The sequence below is a fragment of the Pseudomonas sp. MWU12-2037 genome (genome assembly GCF_023242345.1).
GTDB lineage: Bacteria > Pseudomonadota > Gammaproteobacteria > Pseudomonadales > Pseudomonadaceae > Aquipseudomonas > Aquipseudomonas gingeri_D.
Map to the genome: position 1 here is coordinate 433,021 of NZ_JALLIZ010000002.1, position 21,159 is coordinate 454,179.

Here is a 21,159-nt window from a genome sequence, read left to right on the forward strand (position 1 = left end):
GCGCGCATTATAGGGCCGGGCGCCGGCCGAGGGCAGCTTTAGCCTATGAATGGCTGTCCATGAGCGTTAAATCACAACACTTTGACGAGAATAGAGCTACAAAGAATCAGGAAAGAACTTAAGCCCTGTCTCATTGCCCAATGCCTGCGCATATTCCACGGTACTGTACGGTCGACGGATAGCAAGTGTAGGATGCGCGCCGCTCTGTTCCCTGTTCTAGCCCTTTTCGGAACCCGAAATACCTATGTCATCGCGTAAATTTGGACTCAACCTGGTCGTAGTGTTGGCAATTGCCGCGCTATTCACCGGTTTCTGGGCGCTGATCAACCGCCCGGTTTCGGCGCCTGACTGGCCCGAGCAGATCGCCGGCTTCTCCTACTCGCCTTTCCAGCAGGGACAATTCCCACAGAAAGACCAGTACCCGACCGACGATGAAATGCGTCGCGACCTGGAGATCATGAGCAAGCTGACGGACAACATCCGTATCTACTCGGTCGACGGCACCCTTCAGGACATTCCCAAGCTCGCCGAAGAGTTCGGCCTGCGGGTGACCCTGGGGATCTGGATCAGCCCGGACCAGGAGCGCAACGAGCGGGAAATCGCCCGCGCCATCGAACTGGCCAACACCAGCCGCAGTGTCGTGCGGGTGGTGGTCGGTAACGAGGCGATCTTCCGCAAGGAAATCACCGCCAAGGACCTGGCCGTGCTGATCGACCGCGTACGGGCGGCCGTCAAGGTGCCGGTGACCACCTCGGAACAGTGGCATATCTGGGAACACAACCCGGAACTGGTCAAGCACGTCGACCTGATCGCCGCGCACATCCTGCCCTACTGGGAATTCATCCCCATGGACAAGGCCGGCCAGTACGTACTGGACCGCGCCCGCGAACTCAAGCGCATGTTCCCGAAAAAGCCCCTGCTGCTCTCGGAAGTGGGCTGGCCGAGCAACGGCCGCATGCGTGGCGGTGCCGATGCGACCCAGGCCGACCAGGCCATTTACCTGCGCACCCTGGTCAACAAGCTTAACCGCCAGGGCTTCAACTACTTCGTGATCGAAGCCTTCGACCAGCCGTGGAAGGCCAGTGACGAAGGTTCGGTGGGCGCCTATTGGGGCGTGTTCAACGCCGCGCGCGAGCAGAAGTTCAACTTCGAAGGGCCGGTGGTGGCGATTCCGCAATGGCGCGTACTGGCCATCGGTTCGGTGGTGCTCGCACTGCTCTCGCTGACCCTGTTGATGATCGACGGCTCGGCCCTGCGCCAGCGCGGCCGGACCTTCCTGACCTTTACCGCGTTCCTCTGCGGTTCGGTGCTGGTGTGGATCGGCTACGACTACAGCCAGCAATACAGCACCTGGTTCAGCCTGACGGTGGGTTTCCTGCTGGCCATCGGTGCCCTGGGCGTGTTTATCGTCCTGCTCACCGAGGCCCACGAACTGGCCGAGGCGGTCTGGACCCACAAGCGCCGGCGTGAATTCCTACCGGTTGAAGGCGACTCGCACTACCGGCCGAAAGTCTCGATCCACGTGCCGTGCTACAACGAGCCGCCGGAGATGGTCAAACAGACCCTCGACGCCCTCGCGGCCCTCGATTATCCGGACTACGAAGTCCTGATCATCGACAACAACACCAAGGACCCGGCGGTCTGGGAACCGGTGCAGGCCTACTGCGAAACCCTCGGCCCGCGTTTCCGCTTCTTCCACGTTGCGCCGCTGGCCGGTTTCAAGGGCGGGGCGCTGAACTACCTGATCCCGCACACCGCCAAGGACGCCGAAGTCATCGCCGTGATCGACTCGGACTACTGCGTCGACCGCAACTGGCTCAAGCACATGGTGCCGCACTTCGCCGATCCGAAGATCGCCATCGTGCAATCGCCCCAGGACTACCGCGACCAGAACGAAAGCACCTTCAAGAAGCTCTGCTACTCGGAATACAAGGGCTTCTTCCATATCGGCATGGTCACCCGCAACGACCGCGACGCGATCATCCAGCACGGCACCATGACCATGACCCGCCGCTCGGTCCTGGAAGAACTGGGCTGGGCCGACTGGTGCATCTGCGAAGACGCCGAGCTGGGCCTGCGGGTCTTCGAAAAAGGCCTGTCGGCGGCTTACCACCATGACAGCTACGGCAAGGGCCTGATGCCCGATACCTTTATCGACTTCAAGAAACAGCGTTTCCGCTGGGCCTACGGGGCGATTCAGATCATCAAGCGGCACACCGCCAGCCTGCTGCGCGGCAAGGACACCGAACTGACCCGTGGCCAGCGCTACCACTTCCTCGCGGGCTGGTTGCCGTGGGTAGCCGACGGCATGAATATCTTCTTCACCGTCGGCGCCCTGCTCTGGTCGGCGGCGATGATCATCGTGCCGCAACGGGTCGATCCGCCGCTGCTGATCTTCGCGATCCCGCCACTGGCGCTGTTCGTGTTCAAGGTCGGCAAGATCCTGTTCCTCTACCGCCGCGCGGTCGGGGTCAACATGAAGGATGCCTTCGCCGCCGCACTGGCTGGCCTGGCCTTGTCCCATACCATTGCCAAGGCAGTGCTGTACGGTTTCTTCACCAGCAGCATTCCGTTCTTCCGCACGCCGAAAAACGCCGATAACCACGGTTTCTGGGTAGCGATTTCGGAAGCCCGCGAAGAGATGTTCATCATGCTGCTGTTGTGGGCCGCGGCGCTGGGGATCTTCCTGGTGCAGGGCTTGCCGAGCAACGACATGCGCTTCTGGGTAGTGATGTTGCTGGTGCAGTCGTTGCCGTACCTGGCGGCACTGATCATGGCGTTCGTTTCCTCGCTGCCGAAACCGGTCAGCGCGGCGGAGCCGGCATCCGTCGCATAAACGCGATGCACGACACGAAACGGCGGCCTGCGGGCCGCCGTTTTGCTTTAAGATATCCACCCTTTGCGCGCCCCTATCTTCCTGTAGGAGCGAGCTTGCTCGCGATGGTCGTCAACGATAATGCTGGGCACCTGATACCCCGCGGAGCCTGAACCACCCTCGCGAGCAAGCTCGCTCCTACATACCCGTTTCGGAGCTTTCCCATGACGGCCCACGCCGACCTTTCGCCGACCCTGCAACTCGCTTGCGACCTGATTCGCCGCCCTTCCGTGACCCCGGTCGATGCCGACTGCCAGAAGCTGATGATGCAGCGCCTGGGCGATGCCGGTTTCAAGCTCGAGCCGATGCGTATCGAGGACGTCGACAACTTCTGGGCCACCCACGGCAAGCATGAAGGCCCGGTGCTGTGTTTCGCCGGTCACACCGACGTGGTGCCGACAGGTCCGCTGCAGGCCTGGCAGAACGATCCGTTCGATGCCTTGATCGACGAGCACGGCATGCTCTGCGGTCGCGGCGCGGCCGACATGAAAGGCAGCCTGGCCGCGATGCTGGTGGCCGCCGAGCGTTTTGTCGCGGACTACCCGGACCACCGCGGTTCGGTCGCCTTCCTGATCACCAGCGACGAAGAAGGCCCGGCCCACCACGGCACCAAGGCCGTGGTCGAGCGCCTGGCCGCCCGTAGCGAGCGCCTGGACTGGTGCATCGTCGGCGAACCGTCGAGCACCACCCTGGTCGGTGACGTGGTGAAGAACGGCCGCCGTGGCTCCCTCGGCGCCCGCCTCACCGTGCGCGGCGTACAGGGCCATGTGGCCTACCCGCACCTGGCGAAAAACCCGATCCACCTGGCCGCTCCGGCCCTGGCCGAACTGGCCGCCGAGCATTGGGACAATGGCAACGCCTTCTTCCCACCGACCAGTTTCCAGATTTCCAACCTCAACTCGGGGACCGGTGCGACCAACGTGATCGCCGGCGAACTGGTGGCGTTGTTCAACTTCCGCTTCTCCACCGAGTCCACGGTTGAAGGCCTGCAACAGCGGGTCGCGGCGATCCTCGACAAGCACGGCCTGGACTGGCACGTGGAATGGGCGCTGTCCGGCCTGCCGTTCCTCACCGAGCCGGGCGCGCTGCTCGATGCGGTGTCGGCGAGCATCAAGACCATCACCGGGCGTGACACCAAGGCTTCCACCAGCGGCGGCACCTCCGACGGGCGCTTTATCGCGACCCTCGGCACCCAGGTGGTCGAGTTGGGCCCGGTCAACGCGACCATTCATCAGGTCAACGAGCGGGTCCTGGCCAGCGACCTCGATGTGCTGACCGAAATCTACTACCAGACCCTGATCAAGTTGCTTGCCTGATGCTCACCTGCCCCCTCTGCAGCGCACCCCTGAGCGCGGTCGACAACGGCGTGGCCTGTCCGCTCGGGCATCGTTTCGACCGGGCACGCCAGGGTTACCTGAACCTGTTGCCGGTCCAGCACAAGAACAGCCGTGATCCGGGCGACAACCTGGCCATGGTCGAAGCCCGACGGGACTTCCTCAACGCCGGCCACTACGCGCCGGTGGCCCGCCGCCTGGCGGAGCTGGCGGCCGAACGGGCGCCGGGACGCTGGGTCGATATCGGCTGCGGCGAGGGCTACTACACCGCGCAACTGGCCGAGGCCCTGCCCGCGGCTGACGGCTATGCGCTGGATATTTCCCGCGAGGCGGTCAAGCGTGCCTGCCGACGCAACCCGCAACTGACCTGGTTGATCGCCAGCATGGCGCGGGTGCCATTGGCCGACGCCTGCTGCCAGTTTATCGCCAGCGTGTTCAGCCCATTGGACTGGCAGGAGGCCAAACGCCTGCTGAGCCCCGGTGGCGGCCTGATGAAAGTCGGACCGACCAGCGGCCACCTGATGGAACTGCGCGAGCGTCTGTACGATGAAGTGCGCGAATACACTGACGACAAGCACCTGGCCCTGGTACCGGAGGGCATGGCGTTGCAACACAGCGAAGTGCTGGAGTTCAAGCTGAGCCTGGCCAGCGCCCAGGACCGGGCGAACCTGCTGGCCATGACGCCCCACGGCTGGCGGGCCAGTGCCGAGCGCCGGGCGCAGGTCATCGAACAGCCGAAGCCGTTCGAGGTCAGCGTGTCGATGCGCTACGATTACTTCGTTTTGCAATAACCCCACTCTTCATGGCCTTGGACACGGGTTCAAGGCCGGCAAAATCCGCGAATGGATTTTTCGAACAACCGCAGCGAGGATTTCCATGCGCCAGCCCGATATCGAGATTTACCTCAAGGACGACGACGTCGATCACAAGGCCGTTGCCGCCTGGCTCGGCGCCGCCCTGGGGCCTTGCAGCGACTGGGTCCAGAAAGGCCAGACCTGGAAGTGCCAGGCCGGCAGCGTGCCGGTGACCTGGTTGCCCAAGGCCGTGGGCAAGTGGAACAGCCTGTACCTGGAAAGCGACCAGACCCCGTGGGACGACGACATCGCCTGCGCCCGCGCGGCCTTTGCCGCGCTGAACGTGGAAGTGCGTTGTGCCCCGGGCAGCTGGGTCGAGGAAGAGGGCGAGGAGACGGCCGATCGCTGGATCCGCATCAGCGCCGATGGCGAAGAAGAGATCACCTGGCGTACGGCCTGACGCTCACTGACTCCGGGCAGGGGGCTTGCCACAGCAAGCCCCTCTCACTCACAGCCCGACCACATCCTCGGCCTGCAGGCCTTTCTGGCCTTCCACCACCGCGTACTCCACCTGCTGCCCTTCGGCCAGGGAGCGATGGCCTTCGCCACGAATCGCGCGGTAGTGCACAAACACATCCGCCCCGTCTTCGCGCAGAATAAAGCCGTAGCCCTTGGCATCGTTGAACCACTTCACATTGCCCGTCTCGCGAGTTGCCATGAATCCGTACTCCGTCTTGTTATTGTTGGGGTGGGCCCGGCTCGACGGGCCCCGCCTGCAGCATCGCCAGAACATCGTGCTGCGCGGATGAATCCTACCGTTCATGGCGAACGACCGAGTATAAGACAGGTCAAAAAACTCTCAATCAATATTAGTTCGCCGCGTTTTTGCCGATTTTTGACGAATACGGCACACTAGCCGCCCCGAGCAAACGCTCGGTTCAATCCATTTGCCTGCAGAAGCCGTATGACCCGTTCCCCGTTCCGCCGTCTCGTGTTTGGTACCTTGCGCCGCCTCCTGTACCTGTGGGTGCGCTCGGAGACGATCAACCAATCGTCGCTGACTCTCGACCTCGACCGCAGTCGGCCGGTGTTCTACGTCCTGCAATCGCCCTCGCTGACCGACCTGGCCGTGGTCGACCGCGAATGCACCAAGGCCGGCCTGCCGCGCCCGGTGCTACCGGTGTCGGTGGGTTCGCTCATGGAACCGGCGGCGTTCTTCTACCTGACCCCCGAGCCCGACTGGCTCGGCCGCCAGGACAAGCGCGGCGCGCCACCGACCTTGACCCGCCTGGTCAGCGCCCTGAGCGAGAACCCCGCCGAAGATGCGCTGATCATCCCGGTCAGTGTGTTCTGGGGCCAGTCGCCGGACAGTGAATCGAGCCCCTGGAAACTGCTGTTCGCCGACAGCTGGGCGGTCACCGGTCGCCTGCGCCGCCTGATGAGCATCCTGATTCTCGGGCGCAAGACCCGCGTGCAGTTTTCCGCGCCGATCCACCTGCGCGGCCTGATCGAACACAACAAGGGCCATGAGCGCACCGTGCGCATGGCCCAGCGGATCCTGCGGGTACACCTGCGCAACCTCAAGGCCGCGGTGATCGGCCCGGACATCTCCCACCGGCGCAACCTGGTCAAGGGCCTGGTCAACGAGCCGATGGTGCGCCAGGCGATCCTCGAGGAGGCCCAGCGCGAGAACATCTCCGTGGAAAAAGCCCAGGCCCAGGCCCTGCGCTACGGCAACGAGATCGCCTCGGACTACACCTACACCGCCATCCGCTTCCTCGAAGTGGTGCTGAGCTGGTTCTGGAACAAGATCTACGACGGCATCAAGGTCAACCATATCGAAGGTGTGCAGGCCGTGGCCCAGGGCCATGAAGTCATCTACGTGCCTTGCCATCGCAGCCATATCGACTATCTGCTGCTGTCGTACCTGCTGTTTCGCAATGGCCTGACCCCGCCGCACATCGCCGCCGGGATCAACCTCAACATGCCGGTGATCGGCAGCCTGCTGCGCCGCGGCGGGGCGTTTTTCATGCGCCGTACCTTCAAGGGCAACCCGCTCTACACCTCGGTGTTCAATGAATACCTGCACACCCTGTTCACCAAGGGTTTCCCGGTGGAGTACTTCGTCGAAGGCGGTCGCTCGCGTACCGGGCGCATGCTGCGGCCGAAGACCGGCATGCTGGCCATCACCCTGCGCAGCTTCCTGCGCTCCTCGCGCATGCCGATCGTCTTCATCCCGGTGTATATCGGCTACGAGCGGGTGCTGGAAGGTCGCACCTACCTGGGTGAACTGCGCGGCGCAAGCAAGAAGAAAGAATCGATCTTCGACATCTTCAAGGTCATCGGCGCACTCAAGCAGCGCTTCGGCCAGGTCGCGGTCAACTTCGGCGAGCCGATCAAGCTGGCCGAGTTCCTCGATCAGGAACAGCCGGACTGGCGCGCCCAGGAACTGGGCCCGCAATTCCGCCCGGCCTGGCTCAACGAAACCACCAACCGCCTGGGAGAGCGCGTCGCCCGCCACCTCAACGAAGCCGCGGCGATCAACCCGGTGAACCTGGTGGCGCTGGCGCTGCTCTCGACCACCCGACTGGCCCTCGACGACCGCGCCATGGCCCGGGTCCTCGACCTCTACCTGGCGCTGCTGCGCCGCGTGCCCTACTCACCGCACACCACCCTGCCGGAAGGCGACGGTCGCGCGCTGATCCAGCACGTCAAGGACATGGACCTGCTGGCCGAGCAAAGCGATGCCCTGGGCAAGATCCTCTATCTGGACGAGCAGAACGCCGTCCTGATGACCTATTACCGCAACAACGTCCTGCATATCTTCGCCCTGCCGTCATTGCTGGCGAGCTTCTTCCAGAGCGCCTCGCGCATGAGCCGCGAACAGATCCTGCGCTACAGCCGCGCGCTCTATCCGTACCTGCAGGCGGAACTGTTTATCCGCTGGTCACTGGACGAGCTGGACGCGGTGATCGACCAATGGCTGGAGGCGTTCGTCGAACAGGGCCTGTTGCGCCTGGAGAATGACGTCTACCTGCGCCCGGCACCGAGCTCGCGGCACTTCGTGCTGCTGACCCTGCTGTCGCGGAGCATCGCCCAGACCCTGCAACGGTTCTACATGGCCATCTCGCTGCTGCTCAACAGCGGCCAGCACAGCATCAGTGCCGAGGAGCTGGAAGACCTCTGTACGGTCATGGCCCAGCGCCTGTCGATTCTCCATGGCCTGAACGCCCCGGAATTCTTCGACAAGAGCCTGTTCCGCCACTTTATCCAGACCCTGCTCGACCTCGATGTACTGCGCCGCGACGCGGCCGGCAAACTGGGTTATCACGAACTACTCGGCGAGCTGGCCGAGGGCGCGGCGAAACGGGTACTGCCAGCGGAAATCCGCCTGTCGATTCGCCAGGTGGCCCTGCATCGCAGCGAAGATGCCGCCGAACAGAGCCCCGAGTCGGGTTCTGACGTGGGATAAGACGAACCACCCACATCAGACCATTCGGTAAAGCAGCAAGGATGCTTCTCCGCCGGTTTTCAAGCGCAAAGGCCCGTGTAGACTCAATCTTGCGTTGCCTTTGACGCGTTCGATAAGGACATCGAGATGACCGCAAAAAACGTCGTGACCGCTGTTTTCCACTTTCCACCGGACTACAGGATCCCGGCCAAGGCCGAAACCCGTATCACCCTGCGCAACCGCTGCAGCGACACCCTGCTGGGAACCTGGACCAGTGCGCAACTACCCGACCAGTCGCCGTGGCGCTTTACCTTCGAACTGCCGGCGGACCTCAAGCGTAACTGCAAGGTCGAGATCGACATCGACCTGAGTGTCGCCGGTACCTCGCTGCTGCCGGACATCAAATACAGCTTCCGCTGGCGCCGGGACAACCAGGAAGAAACCTTTCACCTGAGCCCACCGGGGTACCTGTACCTCAGCGCGGCGCTGGTGCCGATGATCGGCACGCAGGACAACACCCTGGCTACCCTGAGGCTGGTGGCCCAGACCGAACCGGGTATTCCGGTGCATGTCCTCAGCGAGGAAATCACCTTCTTCAAGGGCTCGATCCCGCGCTACCTGCGCTACGACGTGAACAAGGTCAAGCCGGGCCAGATCTACGAGACCCAGGGCACCTTCGGCAGCCGCCGTAAATTCACCATGAAGCCCATTCCGCGCACCGTCGTACTGCTGAAAGAGAAACCCCAGAGCCTGATCCTCAGCGCCTGAGTGGCGGCCAACGTCTTTAGAAAACTGGCGTTTGCCGATAAATCCGTTAGATTCTCACTGGCTGGCGCCAGGCTTCTCCTGGCGCCACGGATTTCCCCACTGATCCCAACAAGGAAGCTTCCATGCTCCGTCCCTCCCTTCGTCTGGTCGGCCTCTGCGCAGGCCTGCTGATTTCCGTCAACGCCCTGGCCTTGTCCCTGGGCAGCCTCTCCCAGGGTGAAGCCTCCGGCGGCCTCAAGGACGCGCTGGCCCAGGGTGCCGTCGCCGCCGTGACCAACCTCGGCAAGCCGGGTGGTTTCAGCAACAACCCTGCGGTGAAGATCGAACTGCCGGGCAGCCTCGGCAAGGTCGCCAGCAAGATGAAGCAGTTCGGCATGGGCGCCCAGGTCGATCAACTGGAAGCCAGCATGAACAAGGCGGCGGAAGCCGCCATGCCACAGGCCCAGGCGTTGCTGGTGGACGCCGTGAAGAAAATGACCGTGACCGATGCCAAGGGCATCCTCACCGGTGGCAAGGATTCGGCGACCCAGTACCTGGACAAGACCAGCCGTGAGCAGATTCGCGCCAAGTTCCTGCCGATCGTCAAGGAGGCTACCGACAAGGTGGGCCTGGCCAAGCAATACAACTCGTTCGCCGGGCAGGCGGCGACCCTCGGTGTACTCGACGCCAAGAGTGCCAACGTTGAAGGCTACGTAACGGAAAAAGCCCTGGACGGCCTGTTCAAGATGATCGCCCAGAAGGAAGAAGACATCCGCGCCAACCCGGCGGCGGCGGCCACCAGCCTGGCGAAGAAGGTGTTTGGCGCGCTCTGACGTTTTCGGTAGGTGCTTGTCTGATTCAAGACGACTTGGACAAGCTCTACTCCGCTCATCAAGAAATCAAGTTTCCGCACGCCAGACTTTCTGAATTTCAGTTTTATCGACCATCGAAAAGACCCACTCGCGCCCCTCCTTCTTTTTGCTGAACACCTTCAGATCAACCAATCCATTCAAGGCCGCACTGGCCGTATTATAAGAACAGTCAAGATTCTCTTTTACATTGACGGCAGTAAAATGCTTCGCCTTGCCACTTTTGGCTACTTGGAAAATGATTTTCTGCTTTTCACTGAACTGCTTATACAGCCCGGAATCCCACAGCCACCGATTAAAGTCCTCAGCCTCCCGAATACTCCTCTCATAGGCCGTTTTCAGCTCATTGACCGCACGCATGACAATAGAACATTGGTAATCAACAAAATAGGTAATGTCCAACTCATCGGTTTCTGCATAAAGATACGAATGGCCGTATTGAACCGCCGCTTTTTTCAGCAAGACACTGATCGATACGTAGCGAAATGCACCGTAGTCACTTTTAAACATGAACCAATAGAAAAGCGCTCTGGCAACACGCCCATTACCGTCTCTGAAGGGGTGTTCATAGCCTAATGCAAAGTGAAGAGCAATGGCTTTGACCAAAGGATGGATATAGTCGCCACCCGGCCCATCGTCATGGCGGATATTAATCCACTCAGAAAGCGTCTCAAGCCTTTGAACAATGCCCTCAGCCGGGGGGGGCGTGTGAACGACGTTACCCTCCCCGTCCTGTACGACGACCTCATCGGTTTCTCTAAATCTGCCGGGGGAGTATTTAGTGTCATCGATATCTTCAACACCGATTCTATGCATCGCCAAAATCAGCTCGACGCTCAGTGGCTCCGCCTTCATCTCCCAGGCAAAATTCATGAGTTTGAAATTGCCAATAATCATTTTTTCGTCGGGCGTACGCGGCTTCCGACTGCGCTTCAGCATATCTTTTGCTACCAACGTCGTGGTAGAGGCGCCTTCCAACTGGCTGCTGCTGATCGCCTCATCTTCAATGAGATCATTCAATAGATAATTAAAGTGCGCTTGCTCACCTATGGCGCCCGTCATATATTTCAATGCCGCGGTGGTTGCATTGATATCCACAGTGGAAATCGTTTTTTGGGCGACGGGCGTTAAAATATAATTGCACCAAGTCGTAGGCTCTCCAACAGGCAGGATTTTTGAATACTGATCCGCCCTCGCCGACTTCACAACACTCCAGCAAACGATCGCATCAAGATGTTTCGGCAAACGATGGCGCAGCTCTTCAAAGGGCAAATAGCGTCCTTTGTCATCCAGTGGCTTATGCAACCCCATATAGTCCGATATATGATTTTTATAGGGTTCACTCTGAATCAAGCTGAAAACTTCATTCAGAGTCTCTGGCGGCGGCTTGATCATCACTGTCTCAAAATTTTCATTTCTGAGACAGGAGTACAGCAGAAAATCGCTGCTATCTCAATAAGCAGAAAAAATGAGACATCAACCCACCTGACGAGTGGGTTGATGACGTACCTAGGCTTCGACCTTCTTCACCCTGAACCACCCCGCATACAGTGCCGGCAGGAACAGCAGGGTCAAGGCCGTCGCCACGATCAAACCGCCCATGATCGCCACCGCCATCGGTCCGTAGAACACGCTGCGCGACAGGGGGATCATCGCCAGCACCGCCGCCAGGGCGGTCAGCACGATGGGGCGGAAACGCCGCACCGTCGCTTCGATAATTGCCTGCCATTGCGACATGCCCGCGCGGATATCCTGTTCGATCTGGTCCACCAGGATCACCGAGTTGCGCATGATCATCCCCGACAGGGCAATGGTCCCGAGCATCGCGACAAAACCGAACGGTTGGCGGAACACCAGCAGGAACAGGGTCACCCCGATCAGCCCCAGCGGCGCGGTGAGGAACACCAGCGCCACCCGCGAGAAGCTGCGCAGTTGCAGCATCAACAAGGTCAGTACCACCACTATGAACAGTGGCACGCCGGCATTCACCGAGGCCTGGCCGCGCTCCGAATCCTCCACGGTACCACCGACCTCCAGCAGGTAGCCGTCCGGCAACTCGGCGCGAACCGGATCCAGGGTCGGCATGATCTGCTTGACCAGGCTCAGGGGCTGCTCCTGGCCGTAGATGTCGGCGCGGATCGTCACGGTCGGCAAGCGGTTGCGGTGCCAGATAATGCCTTCCTCGAAACCGTACTCCAGGGTCGCGATCTGCGACAGCGCCACGCTGGTGCCGTTGTCCGTCGGTACCGCCAGGCTCGGCAATGCCGACAACTGGTTGCGCTCCTGGACAGTGCCGCGCATAAGGATTTCGATCAACTCGTTGTCCTCGCGATACTGGCTGACGGTCGAACCGGTCAGCGACAGTTGCAGGAAGCGCGACAGGTTCGAAGTACTCACCCCCAGCGCCCGGGCCCGGTCCTGATCGACGTTCAGGTAGACCACCTTGCTCGGCTCTTCCCAGTCCAGGTGCACATTGGTCACGTGCGGATTCTCACGGACCTTGGCCGCCACCTTGCGCGCCAGGGCACGGACCACTTCGATATGCTCGCCGGTCACCCGGAACTGCACCGGATAACCCACGGGCGGTCCGTTCTCCAGGCGTGTCACGCGTCCGCGCACATCGGCGAACTGCTCGTCGAGGACCTTGATCAGCCAGGTGCGCAGCACTTCCCGATCCTCGATGCTCTTGGCCAGCACGACGAACTGGGCAAAGCTGGTGGCCGGCAATTGCTGGTCCAGCGGCAGGTAGAAACGCGGCGAACCGGTACCGATATAGGCGACATAGTTGTCGATACCGGGATGATCCTTGAGCAGGGCTTCCAGACGCGCAACCTGTTCGGTGGTGTTGTTCAGGGACGCGCCTTCGGCCAGCTTCAGGTCGACCATCAGCTCCAGCCGCCCCGAGGCCGGGAAGAACTGTTGCGGCACAAAGCGGAACAGCAGCAACGAGCCGATAAACAGCGCGACAGTCAGCACGATCACTGTTTTACGACGGCGTACGCACCACTCCACCATGCGCCTGACACGCTGGTAAAACGGTGTGCCATAAGGGTCCGGTTGTTCGCTGCCATGCTTGGCGGCGTGGATCTTCGCCAGGTCCGGCAGCAGCTTTTCCCCCAGGTAAGGCACGAACACCACCGCCGCGATCCACGACGCCAGCAGGGCCAGGGTCACCACCTGGAAAATCGAGCGGGTGTATTCGCCAGTGCCCGACTGCGCGGTGGCAATCGGCAGGAAACCGGCGGCGGTGATCAGGGTGCCGGTGAGCATCGGGAACGCCGTGCTGGTCCAGGCAAAACTCGCCGCCTTGAGGCGGTCGAAGCCCTGCTCCATCTTGATCGCCATCATCTCCACGGCAATGATTGCGTCATCCACCAGCAAGCCGAGGGCCAGTACCAGCGCGCCGAGAGAGATCTTGTGCAGGCCGATGCCCAGGTAGTACATGGCGGCAAAGGTCATCGCCAGCACCAGCGGAATCGCCAGCGCCACTACCATCCCGGTGCGCACACCCAGGGAGAAGAAACTCACCAGCAACACAATGACCAGGGCTTCCACCAGCACCTGGACGAACTCACCGACGCCGGTCTTCACTGCCGCCGGCTGGTCGGAGACCTTGCTCAGTTTCATCCCCGCCGGCAGGTTTTTCTGGATACGCGCGAACTCGATCTCCAGTGCCTTGCCCAGCACCAGGATATCGCCGCCCTCGTTCATCGCCACCGCCAGGCCGATCGCGTCTTCGCCCATGAAGCGCATGCGCGGTGCCGGTGGATCGTTGAAGCCACGGTGCACCTCGGCGACATCGCTGATACGGAAGGTGCGGTCACCGACGCGGATCGGGAAGTTCTTGATCTCGTCGACGGTCTTGAAGTTACCGCTGACCCGCAGTTGCACACGCTCGGTCGGGGTCTCGAAGAAGCCGGCGGTGGACACCGCATTCTGCTCCTGCAGGGCCTGCTGCACCGCACTCAGCGGCAGGCCAAGGGTCGCCAGCTTGACGTTGGAGAGTTCGATCCAGACCTTTTCGTCCTGCAGACCGAGCAGATCGACCTTGCCCACGTCCTTGACCCGCTGCAACTGGATCTGGATACGGTCGGCGTAGTCCTTGAGCACGGCGTAGTCGAAACCCTCGCCGGTCAGGGCGTAGATATTGCCGAAGGTGGTGCCGAACTCATCGTTGAAAAACGGCCCCTGGATATCCGGCGGCAAGGTCTGGCGGATATCGCCGATCTTCTTGCGGACCTGGTACCAGAGGTCGGGAACCTCCGAGGAATGCATCGAGTCCCGGGCCATAAAGGTCACCTGGGATTCCCCTGGCCGGGAGAAGGAGATGATTTTCTCGTACTCGCCGGTCTCCATCAGCTTCTTTTCAATGCGTTCGGTGACTTGCCGCGAGACTTCCTGGGCCGTGGCCCCCGGCCAGTTGGTCTTGATGACCATGGCCTTGAAGGTGAACGGCGGGTCTTCGCTCTGCCCCAGCTTGGTGTAGGACAAGGCTCCGACCAGCGCGAGCAGAATCATCAGGAACAGTACGATCTGGCGATTACGCAACGCCCATTCGGAAAGATTGAAACCCATCGGGGACTACTCCTTGGTCGCCAGATTGACCACGCGGTTGGAGCGATCCACCGGGCGAACCAGGTCGCCGTCATGGAGCACATGCACACCGGCCGCCACCACCCAATCGCTGGCCGAAAGGCCTTCGAACACCGGCACGGTCTTTTCGCCAAAGGCACCGACCCGCACCGGGGTCCGTTTGAGGGTGTTGTCCGCCTGGACCCGCCAGACATAGGTCGCACCGTTTTCCGCGGTCACCGCCGACAGCGGCACCGACAACGGCACCACACCGGCGGCCTGGATAAACACCCGGGCGCTCTGTCCCAACTCAGCCGGCACCTTGCCGGCGCTGAAGGCGATACGGGCGGCGAAGGTCCGCGACTTGGGGTCGGCGGCCGGCGACAACTCGCGGATCCGCCCGTTGAAACGCTGGTCCGGCTGCGACCAGAGTTCCACGGCCACCTCCTGGCCGATCTTGAACCGTCCGAAAGCCTGCTCCGGGAAGCTGATCAGCACTTCACGCTCGCCATCGGCGGCCAGGGTAAAGACCGTCTGGCCGGCGGCGACCACCTGGCCGACTTCCACCAGGCGCTTGGCGACCACACCGTCCTGGGGCGCACGCAACACGGCATAACCGGCCTGGTTGCTGGAGACGTCGAACTCGGCCTTGATCTGCTTGAGGCGGGCTTCACCGGAGCGGTAGAGGTTTTCCGCGTTGTCGTACTGCGAGCGGCTGACCATCTGTCGGTCGAGCAGGGTCTTGTAGCGATCACGCTCGGAGCGCACCAGGTTCAGGTTGGCCTCGGCGGCCGCAACCTGGGCACGGGTCGCTTCCAGTTGCAGGCGCACGTCCTGCGGGTCGAGCTCCGCCAGGGGCTGGTTGGCCTTGACCCGCTCGCCCTCCTCCACCAGTCGTCGACTGACCTTGCCACCGATACGAAAGGCCAGGTCGGGCTCGAAACGCGCCCGCACTTCGCCGGGATAGCTGTCTATGGCCTGGGCCGAAGGCTGTGGCTGCACCACCATCGCGGGACGAACGCTGACCTGGGCCGGCTCTTCATGACCACAACCGGCCAGGAAAAGGGCTAAACTGACGGGCAACGCAAGGGGCATGACATAGCGGAGCATGGTGTAGGACCTTTCGCTAGTGGTGCTCAGAATATTTATACTGGCCAGTATGGTATTAATACCAAACTCACCAGTCCAGTATTAACTAAGAAAATGTCCGACAATCTTTCAGTGCCCAGCGGCCCCGGCCGCCCCAAGGACCTGGCAAAACGCCAGGCCATCCTGCAAGCGGCGAAAGATCTGTTCCTGAGTAATGGATATGCCAGCACCAGCATGGACGCAGTCGCTGCAGCAGCAGGTGTTTCAAAGCTGACGGTGTACAGCCATTTCAACGACAAGGAGACACTGTTCTCCGCCGCCGTGGTGGCCAAATGCGCAGAACAGCTGCCCGAGCTGTTTTTCGCCCTGCCCGAAGGCGTGCCGGTGGAAAGCATTCTGCTGAACATCGCCCGGGGGTTTCATCACCTGATCAACAGTGACGAGTCGGTGAACCTGCATCGGCTGATCATGGCCCTGGGCAGCCAGGACCCGAAGCTCTCGCAGATCTTCTTCGAGGCCGGGCCCCAACGCATGCTCACGGAGATGGAGCGGCTGCTGAGTCGGATCAACCAGGGCGGTGCCCTGGTGATCGACAAGCCGCACTACGCCGCCGAGCACTTCTTCTGCCTGCTCAAGGGCGCGGCGAACTTCCGCCTGCTCTACGGCTGCGGCGAGCCGCCAAGCGAGGCCGAGGGCGAAGCCCATGTGCGCGAGGTGGTGGGGTTGTTCATGCGCGCCTACCGGCCTTGAGCACTCGGGCGCCTGTCAGACCGCTATCGCGAGCAAGCTTGCTCCTACAAGTTTTGCGTACTGCATAGACGGTGCTCACGACACAAATCCTGTAGGAGCAAGCTTGCTCGCGATGAGGCCCTCAAGATCGCCCAAACCGTCACGCCAAGCCTGCTTTCAAGGCTTCAGGGCTTTCTTCGGGTAGATGTCATAGCGACTCGACTTGCCGTCCAGGCCATGGCTCGGTTTCGGCCCGTCGATACACGGCGCCTTGCGCGGGCGCTTGACCACCACCCGATGGGTCGCCAGGGCCAGTGCCGCCTCCAGCAATGCCGGCGCATCCGGGTCATCGCCCACCAGCGGACGAAACAGGCGCATTTCCTTCTTCACCAGGGCGGTTTTCTCACGGTGAGGAAACATCGGGTCCAGGTAGATCACCTGGGGCGCCTCGCCTTCCCAATTGCGCATCACCTCGATCGAATTGCCCTTGAGCAGGTGCATGCGCGAAACAATCGGCGCCACATCGAAATCTTCCAACCCACGGGCCAGGCCATCCTCGAGCAAGGCACCGATCAGCGGCTGGCGCTCGATCAGGCTCATCTCGCAGCCCAGGCTCGCCAGCACGAACGCATCCTTGCCCAAGCCAGCAGTGGCGTCCAGCACCCGCGGCCGTACGCCCGGTTGAATGCCCACGGCCTTGGCGATCATCTGCCCGCTGCCGCCGCCATACAGACGCCGGTGCGCCGCGCCGCCTTCGACAAAGTCCACCCGGACCGGCCCAGGCGCCTCAGGTCCCAGTTGCTGCAACTGCAACCCCTGCTCCGACACCTGCAAAGCGAACTCCGCTTCGGGTTCCTGCAACGGCAAACCGAGGCGTTCGGCCCAGGCTTCAGCCCGGGATTGCAACCCTTCGGCCAGGGCCTCGACTCTGATACGGACCGGTGCTTGCTGCTCACTCATGAAAAACACGCTCAAAAATTTAATGATCGGCAAAAGCTGCCGATAAAAACATTATCCAGCATTTTGCCAGACCTGAGCGTCACTCGAGAGCCATGTCAGACATTCGCACTACATCCATAGGTTATCTGTCGCCCGTCGACAATTATGGCCTGCGCAATTCCCAGGCACTGAGCGGTGTCAGTCACCTGTGGCAAGATTTCTTTGCCCGGGCGCTGGCCGAACAGGTCGGGGACGCGGCGGATGCAAAGAATGTCCAGGCACAACTGCCGGTCGACGGCCCGGTGGAGCCCACCGCCGGTGCAGAGCTGCTGGCGCAGATCGTCGACCAGCGCCAGTGTGACGTAAAGGACACCCCCGTCCGTCCGCCGGAGCCGCTGTTCCTGCCGATTGCCGAATTCGATCTGGACCTGCTGAAGCGGCCCGTGCCTTACCCGCCGGAAGAAGTTGTCGCGCAACAGAAACAGCAGGATTTCGAAAGCGGCTGGGTTCGCCCTATCGTCCTCAACGCCGGCCAGCCGCTGCCAGCACCGGGCCCCGCGCCGCAAGCGCGTCCGCTGCACCTGCCGATTGCCGAGTTCGAGCTGGATCTGCTGGAGCCGCATGTGCCGTTCGACGAAGAAACCCTGGTCAAGCAGCAGAAAGCCATGGACTACGACCTGAACTGGGCCCGTCCGCTGGTGGCACAGAACCTGCGCCTCGCGGCCTGAGTGTTTACCTAGTTCTTGAACATCTGATTGATCCGCGCAAAGGGCATGGCCTGATCCAGCGCGCTGAACGTCCCCTGCCCACGCATCTCCTCGGCCGCCCGATAGAAGGCGCCGTACGCCGCCCGGGCCAACGCCGAACCGACACTGATGCGCTTGACTCCCAGTTCGCCCAACTCGGTCACCGACAGGTTGACCCCGTCCGACATCAATACATTTACCGGCTTGGGCGCCACGGCCTTGACCACCGCCTGGATCTCCTCACGCGTGCGCAGGCCTGGCGCATACAGCACGTCGGCACCGGCCTCGGCGAACGCCTGCAAACGGCGAATCGTATCCGGCAGATCCTGGCGCCCGTGCAGCAGGTTCTCCGCCCGCGCCGTGAGCATGAAGGGGAACGACAGGCTGCGAGCCGCGGCAACCGCGGCCTCGACCCGTTCTACCGCGTGGTTGAATTCATAGATGGGGTCCTCGGCATGACCACTGGCGTCTTCGATCGAGCCCCCCACCAAGCCGGCTTCGGCCGCCCGCAAAATCGCCTCGGCACACCCGGCGGGGCTGTGGGCAAAACCATTTTCCAGATCCGCCGCCACCGGCAGCGCCGTGGCCAGGACAATGCTCCGCGCGTTTTCCAGCGTATCGTTCAGCGAGTTGGCCCCTTCCGCATCCGGACGTCCAAGGGAAAACGCCAGGCCCGCGCTGGTGGTGGCCAACGCCTCGAAGCCCAGTGCGGCAAGCATTTTTGCCGAACCGGCATCCCAGGGATTGGGAATCACAAAGGCTCCGTCACGTTCGTGCAGGGCCTTGAAGGCTTGGGCTCGAAGGGTTTGCGCATCCATGGGTCGACTCCTGGCAAAGAGAGTGTGATGCCCTCAGAGCAAGCCGAGTTGCTCCGTGGCGGGCCCTCTGTATAGCTCAGGCAGCGCCGGCAAGCCAGGCAGACGCGCCATCAGCCGAACATGGAAACGTTGCGCCAGCGCCGGTGCGAGGCGGTTGTCGGAGGTATGCAGAAACACGTAGGGCGTACGCCCCTCCTCGATCCAGCCGGCGACCTTTTCGACCCAGGGCGTCAGGAAAGGCTCATTGGCCTCCAGTTCCGGGTGCCCGATAAAACGCACCTGCGGAAACAGCGTGAACGCTGCCGGCCGGGGTGGCACCTTGGGCTTTTTCGACTGAGCGTGCAACACCGAGGCATCGGTGGAAGTGCAACTGAACAGCGCCCGTGGATCGAGGCAGATCCGTTCGACACCCCGGTCCAGCAGCAGGCGGTTGAGCATCCGCTCGGCGTCGCCCTTGGCGAAGAAATCACGATGACGGACTTCAATCGCCAACGGGCGCTCCAGCGCGTCGATAAACCCGATCAGCTCGGCCAGGCGCTGCGGCGCAAAACTGGCCGGCAATTGCAGCCACAGCGGCGCCACCCGCGGTCCCAGCGGCTTGAGCAGTTGCAGGAAGTCTTCAGCCGCCTGGACCTGCTCACGCAGATCACCTCCATGGCTGATATCCCGAGGAAACTTGGCGGTGAAGCGAAAGTGTGCGGGCATGGTCTGCGCCCAGCGTTCTACCGTGGCGGACGCGGGCCGTGCGTAGAAGGTGGTGTTGCCTTCGACGGCGTTGAACACCTGGGCGTACAGGTCGAGAAAATCGCTCGTGCGCGCGGTGGGCGGGTACAGGTACTCGCGCCAGGCGTTTTCGCTCCAGGAGGGGCAACCGAGGAAATAAGGCAGCAGGACAGGATCAGTCATCGACCCGATTAAATCAGATATGCAGGTCGAGCCCCAACACTTCCATGTCCCACTCGACGAAACCGGCGGTGGTCAGGTAGCTGGCCAGGGCGTTGGCGACGCTTTTGCTCATGGCGCGATGGAAGATCATGTCCTGCGGACGGGCCGGCAGGTTGGCCAGGCGGCTACCGGCCGCTTCGGCGCGGGCGGCCACCTCGGAGAGGTCCTCGCTATCGCCCTCCGAGACATCGACCTCGTCGTCAACCACGACGCTGCCTTTACGCGGTTTGCGCTTGATGGGGTAGGACTGTGAGGAAACGCCGTCTATACGCATTGGGGCATGCTCGGTGTCGATGATGGCAATTTAGCAGCACGCACCGCACTTAGCTATTGCCCGAGTGATAACTGGACCACAGAACCTGAAAAAGGTTTTCACACCCTGGTGCCTGGGTGGGGAAAACATGACGAACGGCACATTTTTGACTATCTGGGCGTTTTTTCGGGTGATCGGTTTAACGTTCAGTTTAGCCTGAATTTTATCAGTTGCCGCCCGGCGTCAACGGGCCTTGGGCGTTGCCACCTTGTCGCGCAGGTAAACCGGCTGGGCCTCGTCGGCCGGAATGGCTTCGCCGCGCGCCCAGGCAAAACGCGCCAGGCTCAACAGATCCTCGGCGTGGGGCAGCAGGCTGGCATCCTGGCCTGTCAGTGCAACGTTGATCCGCTCACCATAACCCCAACCCGTGCCCGCGCCGAACCACTCGCCAGCGGCATCGTCCGGCAAGGCCGCCAGTTGCGGAGCCAGCACCGCCTCGACCCCGGCCAGACGCATTTCCCCGGCTTCTTCGCGATAGCAGCCCCAATACACCTCGTCCATCCGCGCATCGATGGCCGCGGCCACCTGGCGCACACCGCGCTCGCGAAAGGCCCGCTGCGCCAGCACCGCCAGGTTCGACACCGGCAACACCGGACGCTCCAAGGCAAACGCCAGCCCCTGAACCACACCGATGGCAATCCGCACCCCGGTAAAAGCCCCGGGACCACGGCCAAAAGCAATCGCATCCACCGCCGACAGGCTGATACCCGCGTCGGCCAGCAACTGCTGGATCATCGGCAGGAGCTTTTGCGCATGCAGGCGCGGAATCACCTCGTAGTGGCTCGTCACCTTGCCGTCATGCAGCAAGGCGACGGAGCAGGCTTCAGTCGCGGTGTCCAGGGCCAGCAAGGTGCTCATCGATGTATCCGTCAGGTCGAAATGAAAAAAGTGCAACAGTATAAACAACAACAGCCCGCAAGCGGGCTGTTGTACACATA

At 61.9% G+C, this 21,159-nt stretch carries 18 protein-coding genes; 9 read left to right on the forward strand and 9 right to left on the reverse strand.

The annotated features are described in order from the left end of the window. Nucleotides 1–244 precede the first annotated feature (244 nt). The 4 genes from M5B42_RS05230 to M5B42_RS05245 all read left to right on the forward strand — a co-directional run bounded on the left by M5B42_RS05230 (nt 245) and on the right by M5B42_RS05245 (nt 5,463). Nucleotides 245–2,836, forward strand: coding sequence for a glycosyltransferase (locus M5B42_RS05230; protein WP_177099769.1), 2,592 nt, complete (start codon nt 245–247; stop codon nt 2,834–2,836). A gap of 203 nt (nt 2,837–3,039) precedes the next feature. Beyond that, a complete protein-coding gene (dapE, locus tag M5B42_RS05235) occupies nt 3,040–4,191 on the forward strand; it encodes a succinyl-diaminopimelate desuccinylase (protein ID WP_103497400.1) in 1,152 nt (383 codons plus the stop codon). Continuing rightward, on the forward strand, nt 4,191–5,000 hold the full coding sequence (locus tag M5B42_RS05240) for a putative RNA methyltransferase (protein ID WP_248745191.1): 810 nt from the start codon (nt 4,191–4,193) through the stop codon (nt 4,998–5,000). Before dapE ends, M5B42_RS05240 begins: the two co-directional genes overlap by 1 nt. Nucleotides 5,001–5,085: 85 nt before the next feature. Beyond that, nucleotides 5,086–5,463: a hypothetical protein gene (locus M5B42_RS05245; protein WP_100942407.1), complete on the forward strand. Its 378-nt coding sequence runs from the start codon at nt 5,086–5,088 to the stop codon at nt 5,461–5,463. Between the two features lie 48 nt (nt 5,464–5,511). On the opposite strand, the gene M5B42_RS05250 is transcribed toward M5B42_RS05245, so the two are convergent. Further along, the gene (locus M5B42_RS05250) at nt 5,512–5,721 is read right to left on the reverse strand and encodes a cold-shock protein (RefSeq protein WP_100942406.1); all 210 of its coding nucleotides are present in this window, start codon (nt 5,719–5,721) and stop codon (nt 5,512–5,514) included. Nucleotides 5,722–5,967: 246 nt separating this feature from the next. Here M5B42_RS05250 and plsB point away from each other — a divergent pair, with 246 nt between their 5' ends. The 3 genes from plsB (at nt 5,968) to M5B42_RS05265 (ending at nt 10,034) form a co-directional block, all read left to right on the forward strand. Then, nucleotides 5,968–8,475 carry a glycerol-3-phosphate 1-O-acyltransferase PlsB gene (gene plsB, locus M5B42_RS05255; RefSeq protein WP_152740218.1) on the forward strand — a complete coding sequence of 836 codons (2,508 nt, stop codon included), beginning with the start codon at nt 5,968–5,970 and terminating at the stop codon, nt 8,473–8,475. Nucleotides 8,476–8,601: 126 nt separating this feature from the next. Beyond that, a complete protein-coding gene (locus M5B42_RS05260) occupies nt 8,602–9,222 on the forward strand; it encodes a hypothetical protein (RefSeq protein WP_248745192.1) in 621 nt (206 codons plus the stop codon). Between the two features lie 122 nt (nt 9,223–9,344). After that, a complete protein-coding gene (locus M5B42_RS05265; RefSeq protein WP_103497404.1) occupies nt 9,345–10,034 on the forward strand; it encodes a DUF4197 domain-containing protein in 690 nt (229 codons plus the stop codon). Between the two features lie 66 nt (nt 10,035–10,100). Here the strand turns inward: M5B42_RS05265 and M5B42_RS05270 are convergent, their stop codons facing one another. The 3 genes from M5B42_RS05270 to M5B42_RS05280 all read right to left on the reverse strand — a co-directional run bounded on the left by M5B42_RS05270 (nt 10,101) and on the right by M5B42_RS05280 (nt 15,752). After that, nucleotides 10,101–11,465 (reverse strand): Fic family protein, encoded by a 1,365-nt coding sequence (locus tag M5B42_RS05270; RefSeq protein WP_248745193.1) that lies wholly within the window; start codon nt 11,463–11,465, stop codon nt 10,101–10,103. 114 nt (nt 11,466–11,579) lie between these two features. Further along, nucleotides 11,580–14,645 (reverse strand): efflux RND transporter permease subunit, encoded by a 3,066-nt coding sequence (locus M5B42_RS05275; RefSeq protein WP_103497406.1) that lies wholly within the window; start codon nt 14,643–14,645, stop codon nt 11,580–11,582. 6 nt (nt 14,646–14,651) lie between these two features. Next, nucleotides 14,652–15,752: an efflux RND transporter periplasmic adaptor subunit gene (locus tag M5B42_RS05280; protein WP_248745194.1), complete on the reverse strand. Its 1,101-nt coding sequence runs from the start codon at nt 15,750–15,752 to the stop codon at nt 14,652–14,654. A gap of 93 nt (nt 15,753–15,845) precedes the next feature. Between M5B42_RS05280 and M5B42_RS05285 the strand changes: the two genes are divergently transcribed. Continuing rightward, complete coding sequence (locus tag M5B42_RS05285) at nt 15,846–16,481, forward strand: TetR/AcrR family transcriptional regulator (protein ID WP_103497408.1); 636 nt, start codon at nt 15,846–15,848, stop codon at nt 16,479–16,481. Nucleotides 16,482–16,637: 156 nt separating this feature from the next. Here M5B42_RS05285 and M5B42_RS05290 read toward each other — a convergent pair whose 3' ends face one another. After that, entirely contained in the window at nt 16,638–17,420 is a 783-nt protein-coding gene (locus M5B42_RS05290; protein WP_248745195.1) for a class I SAM-dependent methyltransferase, read from the reverse strand. 92 nt (nt 17,421–17,512) lie between these two features. Here M5B42_RS05290 and M5B42_RS05295 point away from each other — a divergent pair, with 92 nt between their 5' ends. Continuing rightward, entirely contained in the window at nt 17,513–18,127 is a 615-nt protein-coding gene (locus M5B42_RS05295; RefSeq protein WP_103497409.1) for an energy transducer TonB, read from the forward strand. Between the two features lie 8 nt (nt 18,128–18,135). Here the strand turns inward: M5B42_RS05295 and M5B42_RS05300 are convergent, their stop codons facing one another. The 4 genes from M5B42_RS05300 to tsaB all read right to left on the reverse strand — a co-directional run bounded on the left by M5B42_RS05300 (nt 18,136) and on the right by tsaB (nt 21,079). After that, nucleotides 18,136–18,963, reverse strand: a complete 828-nt coding sequence (locus M5B42_RS05300) for an isocitrate lyase/phosphoenolpyruvate mutase family protein (protein WP_248745196.1) — start codon at nt 18,961–18,963, stop codon at nt 18,136–18,138. A gap of 33 nt (nt 18,964–18,996) precedes the next feature. Continuing rightward, nucleotides 18,997–19,869 (reverse strand): DUF72 domain-containing protein, encoded by an 873-nt coding sequence (locus M5B42_RS05305; RefSeq protein ID WP_248745197.1) that lies wholly within the window; start codon nt 19,867–19,869, stop codon nt 18,997–18,999. Between the two features lie 13 nt (nt 19,870–19,882). Further along, nucleotides 19,883–20,182 (reverse strand): hypothetical protein, encoded by a 300-nt coding sequence (locus M5B42_RS05310; RefSeq protein WP_152740209.1) that lies wholly within the window; start codon nt 20,180–20,182, stop codon nt 19,883–19,885. A 222-nt stretch (nt 20,183–20,404) separates the two neighbouring features. Then, a complete protein-coding gene (gene tsaB / locus M5B42_RS05315) occupies nt 20,405–21,079 on the reverse strand; it encodes a tRNA (adenosine(37)-N6)-threonylcarbamoyltransferase complex dimerization subunit type 1 TsaB (protein WP_103497413.1) in 675 nt (224 codons plus the stop codon). Nucleotides 21,080–21,159: the final 80 nt, after the last annotated feature.